The following is a 23,377-nucleotide window of genomic DNA, read 5'->3' on the forward strand; positions in this document are numbered from 1 at the left end:
GCAAAAAACCCGCGAAGCCAGGCTTACGCGGGTTCTGTCTCATACTACTGCGCTTAGAGCGCGTAGAACAACATCGGCACAAACGCTGTCAGCAACAAACTCGGTACCATGACCGCCAGTGGCAGTAGCAAGCGCTTGTAGCGATGCCAGAAGGACCCGGTGCGCTCGGCCACCAGCACTTCGGTCTCACCAACCACCTGCCGGGTCAGCAGATGGTTCAGTGCCACCGGTGGGCTCAGGTAGCCCAGCTCGAACGCCACCAGGCATACAATCCAGAAGTGCAGCGGATCAATACCAATCTGGATCGCCGGCTGGGCAATGGTGGCCGACACCAGAATGACCGCGCCGAAGGGATCCATCACCATGCCGATCAGCGTCAGCATGACCACGATCACCAGCATGGCAATCCAGGCACTGGTCAGGCTTTCGGGGAAAAACGCGTGAACGATATCAGAACGCTCCAAGATGCCCCCCAGGCAGATGGAGAAGCCAATCAGGGCGAGCAAAGCACCAATATGCACCGCCGAATCGCTGGCAGCAGCCGTGCTGCGATCGAAGAACAACCGTGTACGGCTGACCGACGTTTCGCGGCTTTCTTTACCGGAATCCAGCACCACCAGAGCCAGCATCACCAGAGGCAGAATCATCGGCGCGCTGTATTCGTTGAATTTGAGGCCGAGTACCACCCAGACCGTCAGGATGACCGCCGCCGCCGTCAAGGCATAGGGAACCAGTGGCGAAAGCTCGCGCACAGCAGCCCGGAAGGCGCCGGGGGCCGGTTTGGGTTTCCAGTTGCCTTCGGTCTTGCAAACGATCAAGGAGAACAGGCTGGCCGACATAATAAACACCCAGAAGCCCCAGCCATACAGTTCAGAGGTGGTCACCTCTTTGTTCAGCGCCGCGATAACCACAATCAGCAAACACGGGTTAAGCACCACACCCAGGCTGCCCGACATAGCGGTGGTCGCCAGTGACAACTGGCGGCCGGCACCGGCCTTGCGTAGCTCGTCATAGATAACGCCACCCACCGCCAGAATGAAGATACCGGAGGCGCCGGTAAACGCTGTCGGGAAGGCGGTTGCAAAGATGATTACCGAGGCCAGCATGGGAGCTGGCAGGTTGAACGGCTTGAGCAGATTCAGCAGCAACTCCGGTACACGTGTCTGCTTGAGCATCATACCCACCAGAACGTACAGACCGATGTTGATGAACATAGACGACAAGTTGGCCATCATGCCGAAGTAGATCGCCAGGCCTGAGGAATAGCCGTCCACAAAGAAGAAGTAGCTCATCGCAATCAGGCCCATTGCGCAATACAACGGGATGACCAGTCCTGATGACAACGACAGTGAGCCCGCCTTCATCCGTTCCGGTATGTACATAAAGCGAACAGCGTTGATCACCATGAACAAGCCAAACACCCCGGCCCAAGCGTACTGCAGAATGGCCGTGCTGTCTGTTCCGGGCGAGGTCGATAATCGCCCGAGATAAGCATTCAGCGAGAGCACCATCAGGCCATTCACGGTGAACTGAGCCGCTTGGCTCAAGCGCCATTCAGCCCGGTTACGGGGCAACCGGAGGGCGATATGATCAGAGTCCAGAGCGGAAATGGCGGCGGCCATGGCAAACATGGCAATGAACAGGAACTTGGTCAGATCAATGTTGTTGAGCAGGAAACCAGCCAGCCCCTGCTCAATGCCTTTGTAGACCCCGAGCGCCCAAGTGGCGTGTTTCTGATTTTCAGCGAACTGCAGATGGCGCTGCTCACACAAGGCCAGATTGCTCTGCAAGGACTGCTTGATCGCCTCGGGATTGGGTGGCGAGCTGAACAGATCGTCAGGGTCAGGCTTGTAAGCCTTGACGCGCCGATCCACCTCACTGTCGACGTCCATGAACATATTGCAGGTGGGCTGTGTCGCATCGGGATTGAGCAAGTAATAATTCGGCCATACCTGCTCCCCGATCCACAGCATTCTGGAATGGAGCGAGTTGCCCATACCCATCAGCAAGGTCGTCAGGAGTAACAGCAGGAGGATGGCCCCGTGCAGCCGGTGCACGGGGTAAAGCGTCCTTACGCCTGAGGCAGTCATTGCACGCCAGTTCATGTTGGTTCTCTCCGATTATTCCCGGTTATCCGCGGTGCACTCAGACGCACCCGGATTGCTGGCGCAACGGATTTTGCTTAACAGGTTCATCATGCGTGGGTCGTACACGCTGGGCGCCCCGTTAACACCGTCACGCATTTGCAGGCGGTTCTCCCGGAACATTTCCTGATAACCGGTGACGTCCTGATCGGGAATCCGAATCCACTGCTTTTCGGGGATCGCTTGTTCCTGGCTGTCGATGAGGCTCATGGCTTGCGGATACATGTTCCAGGCAACTTCCCGGGATTTCTGGGCCGCATCACTGTCCAGTGCGCCTTCCCGCGCCACGATCTGGATGGTCAGCTGAGCCAGAGGATATTCAACAATACCGCCTTTGTCGCCAATGCCTTTATAGAGTTCCAGCGCCTCATAGGCGAAGGCAGGTGCGTAGGCAGTATCCACCGAGCCGTTGTTGAACTTGCCGGCAAAATTGGTGATATCCGAGGGCACCACCGTCGCTTTTATGTAATTTACCATGTGGATAGCATCACGCTGATAATCCAGCGTCGCCATGCGTTTGCCCGCCAGCTTACCGGCGGTATTGATCTTGCGATCATTCACGAACAGGTAGCCAGCACCAACCGGCACAATGCCCAACACTTCGTAACCGTCTGATTTCATCAGGGCGGCGGCCTTTGGCTGTGACAGAGTCGCCAACAGGGTTTCCAGATCATCGTAGGTCGGGAGGGCACCGACGGCACTGATGCTGCCAGTAAAGCGGTTGAAGGGACGGATTCGAATGTCGGTTGCAGTAACCGCGTCACATTGGCCGGCATTGAAGTCACCCACAGCCACACCTTCATCGGTATAGGGCTTGAGGTCGAAGTCGACACCGTGGGATCTCATTTCCAGCGCGTAGTCTTTGACCAGATTATACATGTCGCCATTAGCGCCAATAACGTCAAAAACACACATAGTTACGGTTTGGGCTGACGCCAGCGGGGCAGCGGCCACCAGCGTTAATGCAGCAAGGGATTTGCGGATCATCACGACCTCCGGGTCATTATTGTGTTTGTGGGAAAGCGGAGTTGGATGTTGGTGGCCACTCTCAGAGCAGGCCGTCCAGATCCATGACTTCAATATTGTTATTGGACCGTTCCGGGCTCATCTTCCCGAAGAAGTTGCTGGGCGTACGGTGGCCGTAGCTGGCAGTCCAGTGTTTGTCAGAAGAGAACTGCACCATCGTTCTGGCAACTTCGTCCACCAGCCGGTAGTCGGCCCAGACCTCGATTCGGTCTTCTGCATCGGCAAAACCGGCAATAGCGTCAGCCAGCACGTCATCACGACCAAAGGTTTCTGCCGCAACAACTTGCAACGCATGGGATGCCCGGAACCCGATTTTTACACCTAGCTCTGCACTGTTCTCAAGCACCTGCCAGGGATCCGGCGACATCTCTGGGCGGGTATCTGGAAGCAGCAGCCAGACCAGGGCACGAATGGCGTTAGGCAAACCGCCCCATTTTTCATTATCGACACACTGAGCCGCCTGTTCGGTACGTGGCGCAATGTTCCGGGGCACGCCCGCCAAAGCACCGGAACTGGCGTCATTGACGATGGACTGCATACCGGTCAGCAGGCCCATCAGGAACGTCAGTTCATCCTGGTCGGTAAACAGAAAGGGGCATTCCAGAGTTTCGGCAGCCGGATCAAAGTCATAGGCTGCCAGGGCGCGCTGATACGCCAGGTAACGACGCTCTGCCGTTATGGCATGCAGGCGCTTGGCGGTTTCACGGGCATCTTTGGCCAACGGTATGTTGTCGTTGTATTGCGCCCGCAGATAATCGAGCTCGGCTTCCCAGGCTCGGTATTCCATGCAGTTGGCGGCCAACAGCATCAGCAGTGACCCGGTATTGTCGGGGGCTGAGGTCACGCGAGAGAAAGAGTAAATCAGCGGGTCCGTGCCTTCACCGAGCGCACAGGCCATGTCTGTGTCCGACATTTGCAGGACGTAAGGTGTTGCCTCGGATTCTGCATAGTTTGAAAGCACCATGCCGGTGGTGCTGTAAATCGGATTGGCCGAACAGCCTGCCAACACCAGAGCAAGTCCTGCCAGAGAGAGTGGTTTGAGCAGAGCCGCGCACCGGCCCGATAGGGAGACCTTTGGGTAGATCATAATGTGCCCTGTGTTGCTTTGTTTTTGTATGTAAGGAATGACGAGTGTTCCTATCACCCTTGGTTTCGCCAGACCGTGAACCAGCCCCTATGAAGCCACCAAATAGCTTCAACCCCGGCAACTGGCCTCCAAGGCGTGAAGAATGCGTTGAATCTTGTCAGACAAAAATGGCTCGAATGCCGAAACTGGCATGCCGATCAGGCCAATGGCCCGGGAAGAAAAGTGTTTTCTAAATTTTTTTGATTTAAAACAATGAGTTCTGAAATGACCTTATATCAGAACAACTGTGCCATTTTAATATTAATAAAAGTTAGTGAGATCAAAGCCCCATCATGGCCATGACCTGATCGGTCAGCCCGTCCGGCGTAAGGCCACCGCGCTCTGGCTTGTACCAGGTGACGGTCCAGCTCAACGCTCCCGTCAGCATCCGGCGCACGATAAAGGGGTCGGCCTTGAGCTGGCCTTTGCCACTGAGCTCTTCGAGTACCGACAGCCAGAGCCCTTCGTAAACATCCCGCAACTTCAGCACTTCAGCCCGAGAGCTTTCAGAAAGGCTGCGCCACTCGTAAACCAGCACCGCCATGGCCTCACCGGTCTGGCCATTGATCGATTCCAGCTCGGTCCGGATCAAGGCCCGCAGCTTGTCCCGGGGTGACCCGGCCCGGTCTGCAGCCGCCTGCATTAACGCAGTATTCAGGCGAATGGTTTCCACCATTACAGCCTTGAGGATTTCCTCTTTGGTGCGGAAATGATGAAACAGACTACCAGACTGAATGCCCACTGCAGCCGCGAGATCCCTAACCGTGGTGCGCTCATAACCTTTATCCCGGAACAGTCGAGCCGCTTCGTTAAGCAAACGGCCACGGGCGCTGTTGGGGTCGGAAACAAGTTGTTCGGCAATCAGGGACTGAAGAATCTGGTTCGGGCTCACAAGGGCTGTCCGGCTGGCTGAAAAAGATATTTCTATTTTACCTGAGATTTGACTGTTTACAAACCAAGCGCTTGCTTGGTATTGTCGATGGTATCGTTGGACCCGCCCGCGACTGTCGGGCACACAGAACAAGGCAAACAACATGTCAGACACCAGTAAGACCATCCGCATCGGCTGTTCCTCCGCTTTCTGGGGTGACACAGAAACCGCCGCCGCCCAACTGGTGCATCAGGGCAACATCGACTATCTGGTGGCCGATTACCTGGCCGAAATCACCATGTCGATCATGGCGGGCCAGAAGATGAAGGATCCGACCCAGGGCTATGCCCGGGATTTCGTGCAGACCGTCATGGCGCCCCTACTTGGCGACATCAAGAAAAAAGGCATTCGAGTGTTGGCTAATGCCGGTGGCGTTAACCCGGTGGCTTGCCGTGATGCCCTGCAGGCATTGTGTGAAAAAGCCGGTGTTGATCTGAAAATCGCGCTGGTGCTGGGCGACGACCTGTTGATGAAGAAAAAACAACTGGCCAACGCTGGCATCACCGAGATGACCACCAGCCAACCCTTCCCCGCCATGATGGTCAGCCTGAACGCTTACCTGGGGGCCCCCGGGTTGGTGGCGGCGCTGGATCAGGGCGCCGACATCATTATCACCGGCCGGGTGGCCGACAGTGCCCTGGTACTGGCGCCGCTGGTGCATGAATTCGGCTGGCAGTGGGATGATTATGACAAGCTGGCCCAAGGCAGCCTGGCCGGCCACCTGTTGGAGTGTGGCGCGCAGTCTACTGGCGGTAACTTTACCGATTGGGAGCAGGTCGCCGACGGCTACGCGAATATGGGCTTCCCGATAGCTGAAGTCAGTGCCTCTGGCGATTTTATGATAACCAAACCGGAGGGCACCGGCGGCATGGTGAGCCGGGGCACGGTGGGTGAGCAGTTGGTGTACGAAATTGGCGATCCGCGGGCTTATCTGTTGCCGGATGTGACCTGCGATTTCACGCAAGTGGCGCTTGAGGAAATCGGCAAGGATCAGGTGCAGGTCTCGGGCGCCCGGGGCCTGCCACCGACCGACAGCTACAAGGTGTCGGGTACCTGGCCGGACGGCTTCAAGTGCACGGTGACCTTCCTGATGGCTGGCATCAATGCCGCCGCCAAGGCACAAAAAGTCGCGGAAGCCATTCTGGCAAAGACCTCCGCCATGTTCAGCGAGCGCGGCCTGCCGGACTATTCTGACACCAGTATTGAGCTGCTGGGCACCGAAACCACCTACGGCGGCCATGGCCGCTGCGGCGACACCCGCGAGGTGGTGGTGAAGATTGCAACGGCCCACCCCAAGAAGGAAGCGCTGGTGCTGTTTTCCCGGGAGATAGCGCAGGCGGCGACCGGCATGGCGCCGGGGATTACCGGGATTGTGGGTGGCCGGCCGACGGTGTGGCCAAAAATTAGGTTGTATTCCTGCCTGGCGCCGAAGTCTGAGGTGTCGGTGTCGGTGGATCTGGCGGGGGAGAAAACAACGGTGGCAGTGGCTTGCGAGGGTGGTTTTGATCCTGCCTCGTTAACGCCGGAGCCGGAAACTCGCATCGAGGTGGCAGCAGAAACGACCGTGCCGCTTATTGAGCTGGCCTGGGCCCGTTCGGGAGACAAGGGCGATCACAGTAATATCGGGGTGATTGCGCGGGATGCGGAGTTTATTCCTTATATTGAGGCGGCATTGACGGAGCAGGCGGTGGCGGAGTGGATGAGTCACACGCTGAACCCGGAGACCGGCAAGGTCACGCGTTGGGCGATGCCGGGGCTGCATGCATTTAACTTCCTGCTGGAGCACAGTTTGGGTGGCGGTGGCGTGGCCAGCCTGCGGATTGATCCGCAGGGCAAGGCGTTCGCGCAGCAGCTGCTGGAGTTTCCGGTGCCGGTACCTTTCAGCTTGGTGCGTGGCTGATGCTTTTGTGCAAGCACCCCGCTGGGGGCGCCCTAACTTTTTACGTGGATTCAGCATATTCGGATAAGGGAATTTTATGAGTTATCAGTCTGTTTTGCGGCCTGGGTTGTTTGAAGGCCAGGTCTTCATTGTCACTGGCGGCGGCTCTGGCATTGGCCGCTGCACTGCTCACGAATTAGCCGCCCTCGGTGCTCGAGTTGCACTGGTGGGTCGTAAGCAAGAGAAGGTGGACGCCGTTAAAGCCGAGATCGAGGAAGACGGCGGCATTGCCAGCGCGCACTCCTGCGATATCCGGGAAGAGGAATCGGTGCAGGCGACCGTGAAAGCCATTATTGCCGAGCATGGCCGGCTGGATGGCCTGGTGAATAACGCCGGTGGCCAGTTTGCGTCGCCGCTGACGGGGATCAGCCAGAAGGGTTGGGAAACCGTGGTGCGAACGAATTTGACCGGTGGCTTTCTGATGGCCCGGGAGGCGTATACCCAGGCGCTGAGCAAGACAGGCGGTGCCATTGTGAACATTGTAGCCGACATGTGGGGCGGCATGCCGGGTATGGGCCATTCTGGCGCGGCCCGGGCGGGAATGGTGAATTTTACCCAGACCGCAGCCGTGGAATGGGCGCCGTCCGGGGTTCGGGTGAATGCAGTGGCGCCGGGGTGGATTGCGTCCAGCGGAATGGATAACTATCCAGCGCACATGAAGTCCTGGATCAAAGGCCTGGCGGATGCGGTGCCAATCAAGCGCATGGGCACGGAGTCCGAGGTGAGTTCTGCGATCTGTTTTCTGCTCAGTCAGGGCGCGGCGTTTATCAGTGGTGATTGCCTGCGCATTGACGGGGCGGCGTCTCACGGTGGTCGGATTTGGCCGATGCCCAAAGCGAAAAACACCGAGCCGTACAACGGTTTTCATCGGGCGGTAACGCCGAAAGTATTGAGCGAAGACTGAGGATTTTTCCATGCAGGTACTGGAAACAACTGTAACACCCCAGTCCGAGGAATTCCGTGCCAATGCGGAAGCTATGGAGGCGCACATTGCGTCCTTCCGGGACGTCGAGCAAAAAGTGCTGAACCTGGCGGAAGCGGCTCGGGACAAGTTCATCAAGCGCGGCAAGCTTCTGCCCCGGGATCGCATCAACCGGTTGCTGGACCGCGGCAGCGAGTTTCTGGAGCTCTGCTCGCTGGCTGGCTACAAAATGCACGATGACAAAGACGGCTCTCTGGCCGGCGGTGCCATCATTGCTGGCATCGGCAGAGTTGCCGGTGTTCGGTGTCTGGTGGTCGCCAGCAACAGTGCCATCAAAGGCGGCACCATTACCCCGGCCGGTCTGGACAAGACTTTGCGGCTGCAGCAGATCGCCATGGAGAACAAGCTGCCGGTGTTGTCGCTGTCGGAATCAGGCGGCGCCAACCTGAACTACGCCACCGATATTTTCGTGCTCGGCGCCCGGGGCTTTGCCAACCAGGCCCGCATGTCGGCAGCCGGTATTCCGCAGATCACTGTGGTTCACGGTAACGCTACTGCGGGCGGAGCCTATCAACCGGGTTTGTCGGATTACGTCATCACCGTACGTGAGCATGCAAAGATGTTCCTGGCCGGCCCACCGCTGCTGAAGGCCGCCACCGGCGAAATCGCCACCGATGAAGAACTGGGCGGTGCGGAAATGCACGCCACCGTGGCCGGCACCGCTGAATACCTGGCCGAAGACGATGCCGATGGCATTCGCCAGGCCCGGGAAATTCTCGGCGCCCTGCCCTGGAACGAACACCTGCCGCTGCAGCGGGAATTGACCTGGGACGAGCCCGCCTACCCGGCGGAGGAACTGCTGGGCGTGATTCCGGCAGATGCCAAGAAGCCTTACGATGTGCGCGAGATCCTCGCCCGCATCGCCGACGGTTCTCGTTTTTTGGACTTCAAGAACGACTACGACAGCCAGACCGTGTGCGGCACCATCCGCATCCAGGGTCACAGTGTCGGCATCATCGGTAACAACGGCCCGATCACCACGGCCGGCTCAACCAAGGCCGCCCAGTTCATTCAACTGTGCGACCAGGCCGGCACGCCCCTCCTGTTCCTGCACAACACCACCGGTTTCATGGTGGGCACCCACTCGGAGCAGAACGGCATCATCAAGCACGGCTCCAAAATGCTGCAGGCCGTCGCCAACTGTCGGGTGCCGAAAATTGCGGTGGTGGTCGGCGGCTCTTACGGCGCAGGCAATTACGCCATGTGCGGCCGGGGCCTGGACCCAAGGTTCATCTTTGCCTGGCCCAATAGCCGCACCGCCGTGATGGGCCCAGCCCAGGCAGGCAAGGTCATGCGCATTGTCGCCGAAGAAAAACAGCGCAAAAGCGGCATAGAGCCGGACGAGAAAACCCTGGCGTTCCTGGAGCAAGCCACCGCCAAGAAACTCGAAGACGGCTCCACCGCCCTGTTCGGCACCGCAAGGCTTTGGGATGACGGACTGATTGATCCCAGAGACACCCGGCGGGTGCTGGCCATGGCTCTGTCGGTCTGCCGCGAAGCCGAACAACGACAACTGCGACCCAATTCCTATGGCGTCGCCCGTTTCTGATCTTTCAAGGAGAACAACAATGCAATTTACAACCGAACACGAAGCACTCAGAAAAACCGTCAAAGACTTTGTTGAAAAAGAGATCAACCCGCACTGCGACGAATGGGAAGAAGCCGGCGAATTCCCGATTCACGAACTGTTCAAGAAGCTTGGTAACCTGGGTTTGCTGGGCATCCAGAAGCCGGAAGAATACGGCGGCATGGGCCTGGATTACAGCTACAACCTGGTGGCTGCGGAAGAGCTGGGCATGGCCAAATGCGGCGGCGTACCGCTGGCCATTGGCGTACAAACCGACATGTGCACCCCGGCCATCGCCCGTTTCGGCTCTGACGAACTCAAGCGCGACTTCCTCGCCCCGGCCATCTCGGGCGACATGGTGGGCTGCATTGGTGTCAGTGAAGTGGGCGCCGGCTCAGATGTTGCCGGCCTGAAAACCACCGCAAAAAAAGACGGCGACGACTACGTCATTAACGGCTCCAAGATGTGGATCACCAACTCGCCGAAAGCGGACTTCATGTGCCTGCTGGCCAACACCAGCGACGACAAACCGCACAAGAACAAGACTCTGATGATCGTGCCCATGAACACTCCGGGCATCACCATGAGCCCGCACCTGAACAAACTGGGCATGCGTTCGTCTGAAACCGCCCAGATATTCTTTGACGATGTGCGGGTTCCGCAGCGTAATCGCATCGGCGCCGAAGGCACCGGCTTTATGATGCAGATGGTCCAGTTCCAGGAAGAACGCCTGTGGGGCGCCGCCAATGTGATCAAGGCCCTGGAAAACTGCATCAACCAGACCATCGAGTACTGCCGCGAGCGCAAGACCTTCGGCCAGCCGCTGATCGACAATCAGTACATCCATTTCCGCCTGGCCGAGCTGCAAACCGAAGTCGAAGCCCTGCGAGCGCTGACTTACCAGGCCTGTGAACTCCACGTAGAAGGCAAAGACGTTACCAAACTCGCCTCCATGGCCAAACTCAAAGCCGGCCGCCTGGGCCGCGAAGTCACCGACACGTGCCTGCAGTACTGGGGCGGCAACGGCTACATGTGGGAAAACCCCCTGGCCCGCGCCTACCGTGACGTGCGCCTGGTCTCCATCGGCGGCGGTGCTGACGAAATCATGCTGGGCATTATCTGCAAGCTGATGGGCACCTTGCCCGGCAAGAAACGGGACTGACATTGGAGCCCTTTATGGAACAGCTTCCCCAGTGCGAAACCCTGATTCTTGAGAAACACGGCCCGGCGCTGATGGTCACCATCAACCGTCCGGAAGTCCGCAACGCCATGAGCCTGCAGATGGTCGCGGAACTGTCCACCCTGTTCAACGAAGTCGAACATGACGACAGCATCCGAGCCGTCGTCATCCGCGGCGCCGGTGGCCACTTCTGCGCCGGCGGCGACATCAAAGACATGGCTGGCGCCCGGGGCCAGCAAGCCGGCGAAGGCCGCGACGACCCGTTCTACAAACTCAACCGCGCCTTCGGCCAGATGATCCAACAGGTCAACGAATCCGCCAAAGTCGTCATCGCCATCACCGAAGGCGCCGTCATGGGCGGCGGCTTCGGCCTGGCCTGCGTCTCCGACGTCGCCATCGCCGGCCCGACCGCAAAATTCGGCATGCCGGAAACCTCCCTGGGCGTCATCCCGGCCCAGATCGCCCCGTTCGTGGTCGAACGCATCGGCCTGACCCAGGCCCGCCGGCTGGCCCTGCTGGGTTTGAGAATCGACGCAGCGGAAGCCTGTGCACTCGGCATTGTTCACCAGGTCGCCGGGTCCGAGGAACAGCTGAACGACATGCTGAACCAGGCGCTTGAACGGGTCCGCCTGTGCGCCCCGAATGCCACGGCAGAAACCAAAGCCCTGCTGCACCGGGTCGGTCACGAACCCATGGCCGGGTTGCTGGATGACGCGGCGGAAAAGTTCGCCGCGGCCATTCGTGGCGCCGAGGGCACAGAAGGCACCATGGCGTTTATGCAAAAGCGCGAGCCAAAGTGGGCAGGCAGCGAGAGCTAATCAACAAGCAGAAGCAGCAGACCGCATACAAAGCATGTCTGCAGGCACGAACAAAGTCAGCGGGAGCGCTGGTGGTGTGGGTGGTCCTCCAGAAAATGTGCGGAGCCATGGATGGCGGAGCCCAAGCGCCACATGGATGTGCCGCAGGAGCGTTTTTCTGGAGGACCACCCACACCACCAGTGCGGACGAGCACCAAATCACGCAGATGCGTGTACAGAGTAGGTGACACATCAATGCTAAAAAAACTTCTCATAGCAAACCGGGGCGAAATCGCCGTCCGGGTTATCCGCACAGCCAGGGCGCTGGGCTACCGAACCGTGGCCGTCTACTCCGAAGCCGACGCCAACGCATTGCACGTCGAACAAGCTGACGAAGCCGTTTGCATCGGCCCGGCACAGGTTGCCGCCTCCTACCTGAACGCAGACGCCATCCTTGATGCCGCCAAACAAACCGGCGCCGACTGCATCCATCCGGGTTACGGCTTCCTGTCCGAAAACGCCGGCTTCGCCAAAGCCATAAAACAGGCTGGCCTCACCTTCGTCGGCCCGCCCGAGAATGCCATCGAACTCATGGGCAGCAAACGCCACTCCAAAATCGCCATGCAAAAAGCGGGTGTACCGGTCGTGCCCGGCTATGAAGGCCCTGTCAAAGGGAACAAGGCCACCGACGACGAACTCATCACCGCTGCCAAAGACATCGGCTACCCGCTCATGCTCAAAGCCTCCGCCGGTGGTGGTGGCCGCGGCATGCGCCTGGTCGAGAGTGACAGCGAGCTGGCCGACAACATCAAACGGGCCCGCTCCGAAGCCAAACAGGCCTTCGGCGACGACGAACTGATCCTCGAAAAAGCCGTCATCGAACCCCGCCACGTCGAAATCCAGGTCTTCGCCGACCGCCACGGCAATGCCGTCTACCTGGGCGAGCGGGACTGCTCCGTGCAGCGCCGACACCAGAAAGTCGTCGAAGAAGCACCCTCCCCCTTCGTCACCCCGGAGCTGCGCAAAGCCATGGGCGAAGCCGCCGTTAAAGCTGCCCTCGCCTGCGGTTACGAAGGCGCCGGCACGGTCGAATTCCTGGTCGATAAAGATCGCAACTTCTACTTCCTGGAAATGAACACCCGCCTGCAAGTTGAGCACCCGGTTACCGAACTGATCACCGGTCAAGACCTGGTCGCCTGGCAACTGATGGTGGCCGAAGGTCAGGCACTTCCGCTAACCCAGGACGAAATCCAGCTCAACGGCCACGCCATCGAAGTGCGCCTGTACGCCGAAGACCCCGCCAGCGGCTTCACCCCGCAGACCGGCACCTTGCACCAGTTCACCCCGGCCGAGGGCGAAGGCCTGCGCTTTGACACCGGCGTGCGTTCCGGTGATGTAGTCAGTCCCCACTACGACCCCATGCTGGCGAAAGTCATCGCCTGGGGCGAAAACCGGGACCAGGCCCGTCGCCGCCTGATCCGCGCGCTGGAAGACACCACCGTGTTCGGCGTCACCACCAACCGCCACTTCCTCAGCCGCATCATCGCTGACGACACCTTCGGTGCCGGTGAAGCCACCACCGCGTTCCTGCAACAGGCCTTCAAGAATGATCCATCACTGTCGCCGCAACCGCTGACCATCCGGGAACTGGCCCTGAGCGCCTGCGCTTTCAGCCTGAACAACTCCGGTCAGGAAGGCTGGAGCAATGCCCCGGCCACGGTCATCCCGATGAAGCTGCAAGTGGACGACGAAACCCTTGAATTATTGGTCCGCCGTAACGGCCACACCTTGACGGTTTCCTACAGCGACGAGCAGCACGAACTGCAGCTGCAAACCCAGGAACCTGGCCTGTTGTGCATTATCGACAAAGGTGTTCGTCAGCAGTGCCAATATCATCGGGACGGGGATTCCCTATATTTGCAGGCATGCGGCCGCTCCTGGTCGGTGCGGGACATTACCCACCAGCCGGCAGCCGGCGCTCAAGGTAAAGGCAGTGGCCGGGTTCAGGCCAGTATGGACGGCGCCATTATTGATGTGCTGGTCAAGGCCGGTGACACCGTGCAACAGGGCCAGACCCTGGTCATCCTGGAAGCCATGAAAATGGAGCATCCGGTAAAAGCGGACCGGGATGGCACTATCAGCCAGGTTCTTGCCAGCGCTGGCGATCAGGTCAAACGGAGCCAGCTACTCGTCGAAATTACCGCGCACGAGAAGGCCGGCGCATGACCCGTAAATCCGCCACAGCAGAATTCTGAAGCAGCCCCGGGCACACGCGTTGTCAGGGGTTCATCACACTTACAACGACAACGACGACTGAAACGGACATCTCCATGAGCCAAGACATCGTAACTGCCCGCGACCTGATCCGCAGCCTTCCCGCCGTGCTGCGCCGGTTTCCCTCTATCGCCCGGGGGCTCTACTATTACGCGGTCAAGGATGACCAGAAAGAACTCACCTTGGGCAAACTGATCGAACGCAACGCTGCCAAATACCCGAACCGCCCGGCGATTCTGTTCGATGACCGCACCATTTCCTGGCAAGAATTCGACGTCTGGAGCAACCGCATTGCCCACTACCTGAAAGACCAGGGCCTGGTAAAAGGCGACTCCATCGCGGTGTTGCTGGATAATCGCCCGGAGCTGCTGGCCATTGTCGCCGGAGCCGGCAAAGTGGGCGTGGCCTGCGCCATGCTCAATACTTCCCAAAAAGGCAAAGTGCTGACCCACAGCATCAACCTGATCGAACCACGCATGTTGGTTGTCGGCGAAGAGCTGCTGGATCACGCCGAAGGCATTCGCCACGACATTCAACTACGCCACAGCCACCCGCTGCAGTATCTCTCCGACACCAACACCCTGAACATGTTTGGCGACGCCCCCGACGGCTACGTCAACATGGCCCAGGAAGTCAGCCAGCGTTCCGGCACCCGCCCAGTGCTGAGCAACCCGGTGGTGATGGGCGACACCGCCGTGTACCTGTACACCTCCGGCACTACCGGGCTGCCCAAGGCAGCCCCTGGCTCCCATCGCAAATTCGTCCGCGCTTACGGCGGCTTCGGCATGCTGTCGCTGGCCATGGAGCCAGACGACGTTCTCTACTGCACCCTGCCCCTTTACCACGGCACTGCGCTGTTGGTGTGCTGGGGCTCGGTGCTGGCCGGCGGCTCCGCCATCGCCCTGCGACGGAAATTCTCCGCCACCGCGTTCTGGGATGACATCCGAAAGTACAACGCCACCACCTTCGGTTACGTGGGCGAACTCTGCCGCTACTTGCTGAACCAGACGCCCAGCGATCAGGATCGGAACCACCACCTGACAAAAATGATCGGAAACGGTCTGCGCCCATCAATCTGGAAAGAATTCAAGAAGCGTTTTGGGGTGGACATGGTGGCCGAGCTATACGCCTCGTCCGAGGGCAATATCGGCTTCATAAACTTCTTCAACGTGGATAACACCGTCGGTTTCTCCACAGCGCCTTACAAGCTGGTCAAATACCACGAAGGCACCCGCGACCCGGTCCGCAATGACAAAGGCCGCCTGCAGGAAGTCAAAAAGGGCGAGCCGGGCTTATTGATTGGCGAGATCACCAAAAAGTGGGCGTTTGAGGGCTACACCCAGAAAGACGCCACGGAAAAATCCACCCTGCGGGAGGCCTTCAAAAAAGGCGATGCATGGTTCAACACCGGCGATGTTTTGAAGGAGATTGGCTGCCGCCACCTTCAGTTTGTCGACCGCATGGGCGATACCTTCCGCTGGAAAGGCGAGAACGTGTCCACCACAGAGCTGGAAAACATCATCGATGGCTCGGGCATGGTGCAGGAGGCCATTGTTTACGGTGTAGAGATTCCGAACACCAACGGCAAGGCCGGCATGGTGACCCTGGTGCCAAACGATCCTGACGCCGCCTTCGATACGGACAAGCTGTTCGCTTATCTTCAAGAGAACTTGCCGCCCTATGCAGTGCCTGTGTTCGTGCGGGTAACCCACGCCATCGAGAAAACGGGAACGTTCAAGTACCGGAAGGTGGACATTCAGAAGCTCGGCTATTCCCTGGACCAGCCCCATGTCGACGTCTACGCGTGGCTGCCGGGCACCTCCGGTTATACCCAGCTTACGCCGGCGTTGGTGGCTGACATTGACTCAGGTGGAGTTCGGTTCTGAGTTATGGAGTTGGCGTCGGGTTCCGGCCCTAACCTGTGGGTTTCGGGGGTGGTGAGAGTGGGGGTTCCCTCCCAAAAAACGCTACGAGCACATCCATGTGCGCTTCGCTCCGGCCATCCATGGCCTCCGAGATTTTTGGGAGGGAACCCCCACTCTCACCGTTGAACTTCGGTGCAATAGTCTTTAGAAACCGGGCTCAGGAGCCGACGCGAAGAACAATCTTGCCGGTAGCGCGGCGGCCGGTCAGAGCGCCGAGTGCTTCGGCGTATTGGTCGAATTCGAAAATCTGGCTGACTTTCGGGTCGATTTTGGCTTCGGCGTAGAGCTTCAGCAGCTCCATCATGTTCTGGGCGCTGGTTTCCGGCTCTCGCTGGGTAAAACTGCCCCAGAACACCCCGACCACCGAACAGCCTTTCAGCAACGTCAGGTTCGCCGGTATTTTCGGGATATCGCCGGCGGCGAAGCCGATGATCAGGTGGCGGCCGTTCCAGGCCATGGCACGCAGGGCCTGTTCGGTGAAGTCGCCACCAACCGGGTCGTAGATAACGTCCACACCCTTGCCCTTGGTGAGCTTTTTGACCGCCTCTTTCAGGGACTCTTCGGAGTAGTTAATCAGCTCATCGGCACCGGCGGCCTTGGCCACTGCCAGCTTCTCGACACTGCTGGCCGCCGCGATCACGTTTGCGCCCATGGCCTTGCCCAGCTCCACCGTGGCCAAGCCCACACCACCGCTGGCACCGAGCACCAGCAGGGTTTCGCCGGGCTGGATGTTGGCGCGCTGCTTCAGCGCGTAATACGACGTGCCGTACACCATCATGAAGCCGGCGGCATTCTCGTAAGGCATGCCATCGGGCAACGGTAGGAGATTTGATTCCGGGGCAACCACTTCTTCCGCGAACGCGCCCCAGCCGGTCAGAGCGGCCACACGGTCGCCGGGCTTGAACCGGGTGACTTTCTCACCGACTTCGATGACTTCGCCGGACAGTTCCCCGCCCGGGGAAAACGGCAGCGGCGGCTGTAGCTGATATTTGCCTTCAATGATCAGGGTGTCCGGAAAGTTCAGGCCGGCGGCCTTGACCCGGATTTTTACGCCCCGGCCCTTCGCTTCAGGGCTGGCGGTATCTTCAATGACCAGCTTTTCAGCGGGGCCGTGTTCTTTGCACAAAATAGCTTTCATGATCGCTCCTGGTGACGTGCGCCTGATTGGCCAGAACAAGGCTGTTACGGCACACCCATCGTTTTATTCAGCGTTTTGTTGACTGGCATCAAGCTAAACGCAGTTACACCATGAAGCAAATCAAGATCGCTTATCGTGTCTCATAAACACGGTTGATGCAGCCTCAGAGCATGGTTGCGACCACAATCAATGCCACCACCAGGCAGGCAGCGGCCGCAACCAGGCCTATTTTAAGGCCCGGGGACAGGGTTTGTGGGGTTGGCGAAGTCTTGCGGTTAACTTCATCGTAGTTCACCGATTTCTGGTCCTGACTGGAACGGCGGATCAGCTCGATCATTTCTTCGCACTGCTCGCTGTCAAAGGCGACCGGGTTGAACTCCGACAGCTTGTGGCGGGCGAGAAATGCCTGTACGTCTGCCGACGCAGGCACGTATTTCATCGACCAGTTGGTGAAGGTCCGGTCAGCAATAGGCTCTTCAATCAAAGTCCGCACATTGCGATGCCTTGGATCTTGCTGGATGCGCTCATAGGTCTTCCGAACCGCATCTTCTTCCCCTTCTAGATATTGGAAAAACCGGTTATCGCCGTAATACAACCCACCCACAATGCTCACTTTTGCGTTGTTCCGCCTCGATACAAGCAGGATACGGGCTACGTGGGGTTCTATGCCTTTTTCCAGTGGTTTGGCCTCGAAAGTGGCTTCACTGGCATAGGCAAGGCGAATCAACGGCATATTGTTGCACTCCGAATAAATGAAAACTAAAGGGTCGATATTAATACGCCTCGTTATATGTAGACAGATCACTTGCTGTGAGGCGCTCCGGTAACAATTCTCTCCGGATGAATCCCTCGCTGATTTCCGCTATCCTTCTCGCACCTGATTTGAATGTAACTGATACCGCACACTCCCAGCCCCAGAGCCTGCCATGTTCGACATCATCTATATACTTGAAATGATAGGTATTGTGGCGTTTGCCATTTCCGGCATGATCGTCGCACGCTCGAAGAATATGGACCCTGTAGGTGTTTTTGCGATCGGCTTTATCACAGCGTTGGGTGGCGGAACCCTACGGGATCTGATCATGGATAACCATCCGCTGTACTGGATCAAACATCAGGAACAGCCGATTCTGATTCTGGCTATGGCGGTGGTGTTCAGTTACTGGAACCGGGCTCACAGCCTCAAAGAATCCCGCATTGTGTTCCCGGACGCGATCGGCCTGGGTATCTTTTCCATCCTCGGGGCCCAGCTTGCCCTGGACCTTGGCCACTCCTGGTTTATCGCTTCAATGCTGGGCGTGATGACTGGCACCTTCGGCGGTGCATTACGGGATACCCTGTGCAACGAAGTCCCGTATATTTTCCGCAAAGACCAGATCTACGCGTCCATCGCCTTCGCTGGCTGCTGGCTGTACTTTGTCTGTCAGTGGTATCTGGAAAGTGAGTCCATCGCTCTGACCATCGGCCTTTTGTTCATTGTGATTGTTCGCATGGCAGCCGTGCGCTTTGATATCCGGCTGCAACGAGACCACACGGCGAACTGAACGTTCAATCATCCCTTGGCCTTAGCCCCCTGAGCCGGTAAGATTGCCGTTTTTTCACCCAGCTCACATTTTCCATACCCAAACAGACTTTCAAACTCAAAATCCAAGGCATCCTTAGAGGCAGCCCCGTCATGCTTGAACGACTGTTCCAACTCCAGGCCCACGGCACTACTATTCGTAAAGAAGTGGTAGCGGGCATGACCACCTTCCTGACCATGGCCTACGTGATCGTGGTTAACCCCAGCATTTTGTCTTCAACCGGAATGGACTTCGGGGCGGTGTTTGTCGCTACCTGTATCGCCGCGGTTATCGGCACTCTGATCATGGGTTTGTGGGCCAACTACCCGATTGCCCTGGCGCCGGGCATGGGCCTGAACGCCTTTTTCTCGTTCACCGTGGTCGGCAGCATGGGATACACCTGGGAAGTTGCCCTGGGCGCCGTGTTCATTTCCGGCTTCCTGTTTTTCCTGCTCAGTATTTTCAAGGTCCGGGAATGGATCATCAACAGCATCCCCATGTCCCTGCGTTTTGGCATCTCTGCCGGTATCGGTTTTTTCCTTGCCCTGATCGCCTTGAAAAACGCTGGCGTAGTGGTCGACAACCCGGCCACACTGGTGGGGCTGGGCGATGTCAGAACGGCCGAAAGCCTTCTGTTCTTTGCTGGTTTTGTGCTGATTTGCGCCCTGTCCTTCCGTCAGGTGACCGGCGCTGTGATGATAGGCATTATTGCGGTGACGGTGGTGGCCATGATGCTGGGCCTGGTGGAATACAACGGGCTTATCTCTGCGCCCCCAAGCATTGCCCCCACTTTCATGCAACTTGATCTGGCAGGCGCTTTTAACGTCGGCATGATCAGCGTGATCTTTGCCTTCCTGTTCGTGGATCTGTTTGATACGTCCGGCACGCTGGTTGGCGCTGCTCAGCGCGGCGGGCTACTGGATAAAGACGGCAAACTGCCGCGCCTGGGCCGTGCCCTTATGTCAGACTCTGTAGCCACCATGTCCGGCGCTGCCCTGGGCACATCCACCACTACCAGCTACATCGAATCCACCGCGGGTATTTCTGCCGGTGGCCGCACCGGTCTGACCGCGGTTGTGGTGGCAGTCCTGTTTCTGGCCTGCCTGCTCTTGTCACCGATTGCCAGCGTGATTCCGCCCTACGCGACCGCACCGGCGCTGTTGTTCGTGGCCTGCCTGATGACCAGCGGCCTGAAACTGGTCGACTGGGATGACATTACCGACTCAGCGCCGGCGGTAGTGACCGCCTTGATGATGCCACTGACCTTCTCCATTGCCCACGGTATCGCGCTTGGCTTCATCACCTTCGTGGCGCTCAAAGCCCTGGCCGGCAAGTGGTCTGATCTGAACTGGAGCGTCACCATCATCGCCATCGTTTTCGTGCTGAAATTCATGTTCCTGGATGCAGCTTGAACCGCATCAGCCATAGGTGAGTTATGGATTATTTTTCGCAAAGCATAAAAAAAGCCATCCGCACGGTTCCGGATTGGCCCAAGCCCGGAGTGTCCTTTCGTGACATCACCACCGTGCTGCAGGACAAGACCGCGTTCCGCAAGTTGATTGATGCGTTCGTTCACCGCTACCACGGCCAGCACATCGATGCGGTCGCAGCGGTCGACGCCCGTGGCTTCATCATCGGCTCGGCACTGGCGTATGAGCTCAACGCCTCACTGGTGCTGGTGCGCAAGAAGGGCAAGCTGCCGTTCGACACCCTGGTGGAAGATTACGAGCTGGAATACGGCACGGCGTCAGTCGAGTTGCACAAAGATGCCTTCAAACCCGGCGATAAAGTGGTGCTGGTCGACGACCTGATCGCCACCGGAGGCACCATGCTGGCCGCAGCTCGCCTTATCCGCCGTATTGGCGCGGAAATTGTGGAAGTGGCCGCAATGATTGATCTTCCGGACCTGGGTGGTTCCCGTAAGCTGCAGGAAGAGGGCCTGCAGGTTTATACTGTGTGCTCATTCGAAGGAGACTAGCCCTTCCATAAAGATTACAGGAGGCGACCATGTCCGAGTATCAGCACCACTGGAAAGACGGCACCCCCGTTCATCTGCCCCTCGGCAAAATTGTGTGTATTGGTCGTAACTACGCCGAACATGCCCGGGAACTGAACAACCCGGTGCCGGACGAACCGCTGCTTTTTATCAAGCCCGCCACCGCAGCAGTGCATATCACCCGCCCTCTGGATTTCCCCCGAGCCCGAGGCGAGGTGCATTTCGAAACCGAACTGGCCGTGCTCATCGGCCGCCCGCTTTCCAATGCCTCCGCCAGCGACGTTGAAGGCGCTATCCTCGGCTACGGCCTGGCCCTGGACCTCACTCTTCGGGAACTACAAAGCAAGCTCAAGGAAAAGGGCCAGCCCTGGGAGCGGGCTAAAGCCTTTGATGGCGCCTGCCCCCTGTCTCCCTTCGTGGCGGCCGACAAGCTCCCGAAAGGCGACCTCCACTTTACCCTGGACATTGATGGCCAACGGCAACAGACCGGCGACAGCCGTGATATGCTGAACCCGATTGTGCCGCTGATCGTCCACATGAGCAGCCAGTTCACCCTGTTACCAGGGGACGTCGTGTTAACGGGCACCCCGAAAGGCGTCGGGCCGTTGGTTTCGGGCCAGACCCTATCGCTGGAGCTGGAAGATGTACTCTTTGTGGAAACCACAGTGGTCTGAATTGCCCGCCTGAACGCATATTCAGGCGAACCATTTGTTTCAGGGATACCAGCAGCATCATGGCCAGGAAACCGGTTACCTCACGCACAGGGCGCTTCTTCAAACTGGCGGGCATGACGGCCTCCGTTGCCGGACAGTACGCCGGCCAAAAGGCCCGGCGCATGTTCCGTACCGTCGAGGACGAAAGTGCTCAGAGCGAAAGCTACACTCGCATGGCCGACCAGATTGCCGACACCCTGGGTGAACTCAAAGGCGCTGTTATGAAGGTGGGGCAAATTGCCTCCCAGACCCAGGATTTCCTGCCCAAAGAGTTTTCCGACGCCCTGGAAAAGCTCCAGAAAGAAGCGCCGCCGATGCCGTTCGACATCATTCTGGAACAGGTCGAACAGGAGCTGGGCAAGCCAGTTGGTGAGCTCTACGAGTATCTCCAGGAAACCCCTTACGCCTCCGCCTCCATCGGCCAGGTGCACCGGGCCCGACTGCACGACGGCACCGACGTTATCGTGAAAGTGCAGTATCCCGGCGTCGACGAGTCCTGTGATTCCGACCTCAAACAGCTGCGCCTGGCCCTGAAACTCGGCGGGCTGCTGAAAATGCCCAAGGAAACCGTCGACCAGCTGTTCGGCGAAATCCGCCTACGCCTGAAGGAAGAGCTGGACTACGAAAACGAAGCCCGCAACCTCAAGCTTTTCCAGGAATTCCATAAAGACCAACCCTGGGTGATTATCCCGGAGGTAGTCGACAGCCACTCCACCCGCCGGGTATTGACCCTGGGGCTGGTGGAAGGTGATCACGTCAGCAAAGTCACGCCAGAGCGCTACAGCCAGGAAACCCTGAACCTCATCGGCCATCGCATCTTCACCCTCATGGCCGACCAGCTGTTCCGGTTTCAGTGCATTCACGGTGACCCCCACGCCGGCAACTTTGCCTACCGTCCTGATGGCACCATCGTCATGTACGACTTTGGCTGCGTGAAGAAGCTCAAGCCACACATTGTGGAAGCCTATCGAAAAGCCCTGATCTCGGCCCTGGATGAGGATTATTCCGCACTGGACAGGCACCTGATTGACCTTGGCGCCCGAGTAGACGACCAGCCGGCGGTAGACGAAGCCTACTACGCCATGTGGCGTGACATTCTGATCATTCCGTTCATGGACGATGTGCCCTACGATTATGCGGAGGCCGACATTCACAAACACGTTGCCGCCAAAACCAGCACAGTGTTCAAGTACCTGAATTACTTCAAGCCGCCGGTGGAAAGCATCTTCGTGGACCGGATGATTGCAGGGCATTACTGGATGCTGAAACGCCTGGGCGTGCAGGCGGCATTCAGATCGGAGCTGGAGAAATACCTCCGAAGTTGAGGCCTGCCCGGGAAATGCCGACTATCGAGCATAGCTGCACTCCCAACATGGGTGCTAGCCCAACGTTCTAACCCACTCGCTCAGGCCATCAGTCGCGCCTTTACGAATGATCCTTGCCCTCGAAACCGAAGCCGGCTCACCGGGATCAATTACGATGATGGGCACATCGATATCCACCTCGTAAACCAGTCCGGCAGCAGGGTAAACCTGCAGAGAAGTACCAACGATCAACAGCCGGTCAGCGGTGCGCACGATATCGGCGGCCAGTTCCAGCATTGGCACTTCCTCGCCGAACCAGACAATGTGAGGGCGAAGCTGAGTACCCCGGTCGCAGGTGTCACCGGGGTTGATGTCGCGATAGCCAATATCGTAAATCGGATCGGGATAAAAGGAGCTGCGCGCTTTGGTGAGTTCACCGTGCAGGTGCAGCACATTGCTGGAGCCGCCCCGCTCGTGCAGGTCATCGACATTCTGGGTTACAACCGTTACCCGGTAGCGGCTTTCCAGTTCGGCCAGCAGGCGATGAGCCGGGTTCGGCTGAACCGCCTGCAGCTGCCGGCGGCGTTCGTTATAAAAGCGCAGCACCAGATCCCGGTTGCGCTCGAACGCCTCCGGCGTGGCGACGTCGTAGACACTGTGCTGCTCCCACAGGCCGCCGCTGTCGCGGAAGGTGGAGAGACCGCTTTCGGCGCTGATGCCAGCGCCGGTGAGTACCACGATATGTTCCTGCACAGGCTGAAAACCTCGCCTTC

The 23,377-nt window shown here is 58.4% G+C and carries 19 protein-coding genes; 12 read left to right on the forward strand and 7 right to left on the reverse strand.

Annotated features, from left to right (window positions below; all coding sequences use genetic code 11):
- Positions 1 to 53 precede the first annotated feature (53 nt).
- The 4 genes from C7H08_RS11015 to C7H08_RS11030 all read right to left on the reverse strand — a co-directional run bounded on the left by C7H08_RS11015 (position 54) and on the right by C7H08_RS11030 (position 5,188).
- Positions 54 to 2,105 carry a TRAP transporter large permease subunit gene (locus tag C7H08_RS11015; RefSeq protein ID WP_106671788.1) on the reverse strand — a complete coding sequence of 684 codons (2,052 nt, stop codon included), beginning with the start codon at positions 2,103 to 2,105 and terminating at the stop codon, positions 54 to 56.
- 15 nt (positions 2,106 to 2,120) lie between these two features.
- On the reverse strand, positions 2,121 to 3,131 hold the full coding sequence (locus tag C7H08_RS11020; RefSeq protein ID WP_106671789.1) for a putative solute-binding protein: 1,011 nt from the start codon (positions 3,129 to 3,131) through the stop codon (positions 2,121 to 2,123).
- A 61-nt stretch (positions 3,132 to 3,192) separates the two neighbouring features.
- Positions 3,193 to 4,257, reverse strand: coding sequence for a hypothetical protein (locus C7H08_RS11025; protein ID WP_106671790.1), 1,065 nt, complete (start codon positions 4,255 to 4,257; stop codon positions 3,193 to 3,195).
- A 319-nt stretch (positions 4,258 to 4,576) separates the two neighbouring features.
- Positions 4,577 to 5,188: a TetR/AcrR family transcriptional regulator gene (locus C7H08_RS11030; protein ID WP_227663112.1), complete on the reverse strand. Its 612-nt coding sequence runs from the start codon at positions 5,186 to 5,188 to the stop codon at positions 4,577 to 4,579.
- Positions 5,189 to 5,330: 142 nt separating this feature from the next.
- On the opposite strand from C7H08_RS11030, the gene C7H08_RS11035 reads away from it, so the two are divergent.
- The 7 genes from C7H08_RS11035 to C7H08_RS11070 all read left to right on the forward strand — a co-directional run bounded on the left by C7H08_RS11035 (position 5,331) and on the right by C7H08_RS11070 (position 15,852).
- Positions 5,331 to 7,127 (forward strand): acyclic terpene utilization AtuA family protein, encoded by a 1,797-nt coding sequence (locus C7H08_RS11035; protein ID WP_106671792.1) that lies wholly within the window; start codon positions 5,331 to 5,333, stop codon positions 7,125 to 7,127.
- 76 nt (positions 7,128 to 7,203) lie between these two features.
- Entirely contained in the window at positions 7,204 to 8,070 is an 867-nt protein-coding gene (locus C7H08_RS11040; RefSeq protein WP_106671793.1) for an SDR family oxidoreductase, read from the forward strand.
- Between the two features lie 10 nt (positions 8,071 to 8,080).
- The gene (locus C7H08_RS11045; protein ID WP_106671794.1) at positions 8,081 to 9,697 is read left to right on the forward strand and encodes an acyl-CoA carboxylase subunit beta; all 1,617 of its coding nucleotides are present in this window, start codon (positions 8,081 to 8,083) and stop codon (positions 9,695 to 9,697) included.
- Between the two features lie 19 nt (positions 9,698 to 9,716).
- Positions 9,717 to 10,877 carry a citronellyl-CoA dehydrogenase gene (gene atuD, locus C7H08_RS11050; protein WP_106671795.1) on the forward strand — a complete coding sequence of 387 codons (1,161 nt, stop codon included), beginning with the start codon at positions 9,717 to 9,719 and terminating at the stop codon, positions 10,875 to 10,877.
- A 14-nt stretch (positions 10,878 to 10,891) separates the two neighbouring features.
- The gene (locus tag C7H08_RS11055; RefSeq protein ID WP_106672097.1) at positions 10,892 to 11,713 is read left to right on the forward strand and encodes an enoyl-CoA hydratase-related protein; all 822 of its coding nucleotides are present in this window, start codon (positions 10,892 to 10,894) and stop codon (positions 11,711 to 11,713) included.
- 234 nt (positions 11,714 to 11,947) lie between these two features.
- Positions 11,948 to 13,918 carry an acetyl/propionyl/methylcrotonyl-CoA carboxylase subunit alpha gene (locus tag C7H08_RS11065; protein ID WP_106671797.1) on the forward strand — a complete coding sequence of 657 codons (1,971 nt, stop codon included), beginning with the start codon at positions 11,948 to 11,950 and terminating at the stop codon, positions 13,916 to 13,918.
- 104 nt (positions 13,919 to 14,022) lie between these two features.
- A complete protein-coding gene (locus C7H08_RS11070; protein WP_106671798.1) occupies positions 14,023 to 15,852 on the forward strand; it encodes a long-chain-acyl-CoA synthetase in 1,830 nt (609 codons plus the stop codon).
- Between the two features lie 196 nt (positions 15,853 to 16,048).
- Here the strand turns inward: C7H08_RS11070 and C7H08_RS11075 are convergent, their stop codons facing one another.
- Together C7H08_RS11075 and C7H08_RS11080 are read right to left on the reverse strand one after the other, a co-directional pair.
- On the reverse strand, positions 16,049 to 17,029 hold the full coding sequence (locus C7H08_RS11075) for an NADPH:quinone oxidoreductase family protein (RefSeq protein ID WP_106671799.1): 981 nt from the start codon (positions 17,027 to 17,029) through the stop codon (positions 16,049 to 16,051).
- A gap of 163 nt (positions 17,030 to 17,192) precedes the next feature.
- Positions 17,193 to 17,762, reverse strand: coding sequence for a BLUF domain-containing protein (locus C7H08_RS11080; protein WP_106671801.1), 570 nt, complete (start codon positions 17,760 to 17,762; stop codon positions 17,193 to 17,195).
- 193 nt (positions 17,763 to 17,955) lie between these two features.
- Between C7H08_RS11080 and C7H08_RS11085 the strand changes: the two genes are divergently transcribed.
- The 5 genes from C7H08_RS11085 to C7H08_RS11105 all read left to right on the forward strand — a co-directional run bounded on the left by C7H08_RS11085 (position 17,956) and on the right by C7H08_RS11105 (position 22,625).
- Positions 17,956 to 18,573, forward strand: coding sequence for a trimeric intracellular cation channel family protein (locus C7H08_RS11085; protein WP_106671803.1), 618 nt, complete (start codon positions 17,956 to 17,958; stop codon positions 18,571 to 18,573).
- A 131-nt stretch (positions 18,574 to 18,704) separates the two neighbouring features.
- Positions 18,705 to 20,003 carry an NCS2 family permease gene (locus C7H08_RS11090; protein ID WP_106671805.1) on the forward strand — a complete coding sequence of 433 codons (1,299 nt, stop codon included), beginning with the start codon at positions 18,705 to 18,707 and terminating at the stop codon, positions 20,001 to 20,003.
- Between the two features lie 23 nt (positions 20,004 to 20,026).
- Entirely contained in the window at positions 20,027 to 20,569 is a 543-nt protein-coding gene (locus C7H08_RS11095) for an adenine phosphoribosyltransferase (RefSeq protein WP_106671807.1), read from the forward strand.
- Between the two features lie 29 nt (positions 20,570 to 20,598).
- A complete protein-coding gene (locus C7H08_RS11100; protein ID WP_106671808.1) occupies positions 20,599 to 21,261 on the forward strand; it encodes a fumarylacetoacetate hydrolase family protein in 663 nt (220 codons plus the stop codon).
- 59 nt (positions 21,262 to 21,320) lie between these two features.
- A complete protein-coding gene (locus C7H08_RS11105) occupies positions 21,321 to 22,625 on the forward strand; it encodes an ABC1 kinase family protein (protein WP_106671810.1) in 1,305 nt (434 codons plus the stop codon).
- 54 nt (positions 22,626 to 22,679) lie between these two features.
- On the opposite strand, the gene C7H08_RS11110 is transcribed toward C7H08_RS11105, so the two are convergent.
- Entirely contained in the window at positions 22,680 to 23,357 is a 678-nt protein-coding gene (locus tag C7H08_RS11110) for an SIR2 family NAD-dependent protein deacylase (protein WP_106671812.1), read from the reverse strand.
- Between the last annotated feature and the right edge of the window lie 20 nt (positions 23,358 to 23,377).

The sequence above is a fragment of the Marinobacter halophilus genome, assembly GCF_003007685.1.
Taxonomy (GTDB): domain Bacteria; phylum Pseudomonadota; class Gammaproteobacteria; order Pseudomonadales; family Oleiphilaceae; genus Marinobacter; species Marinobacter halophilus.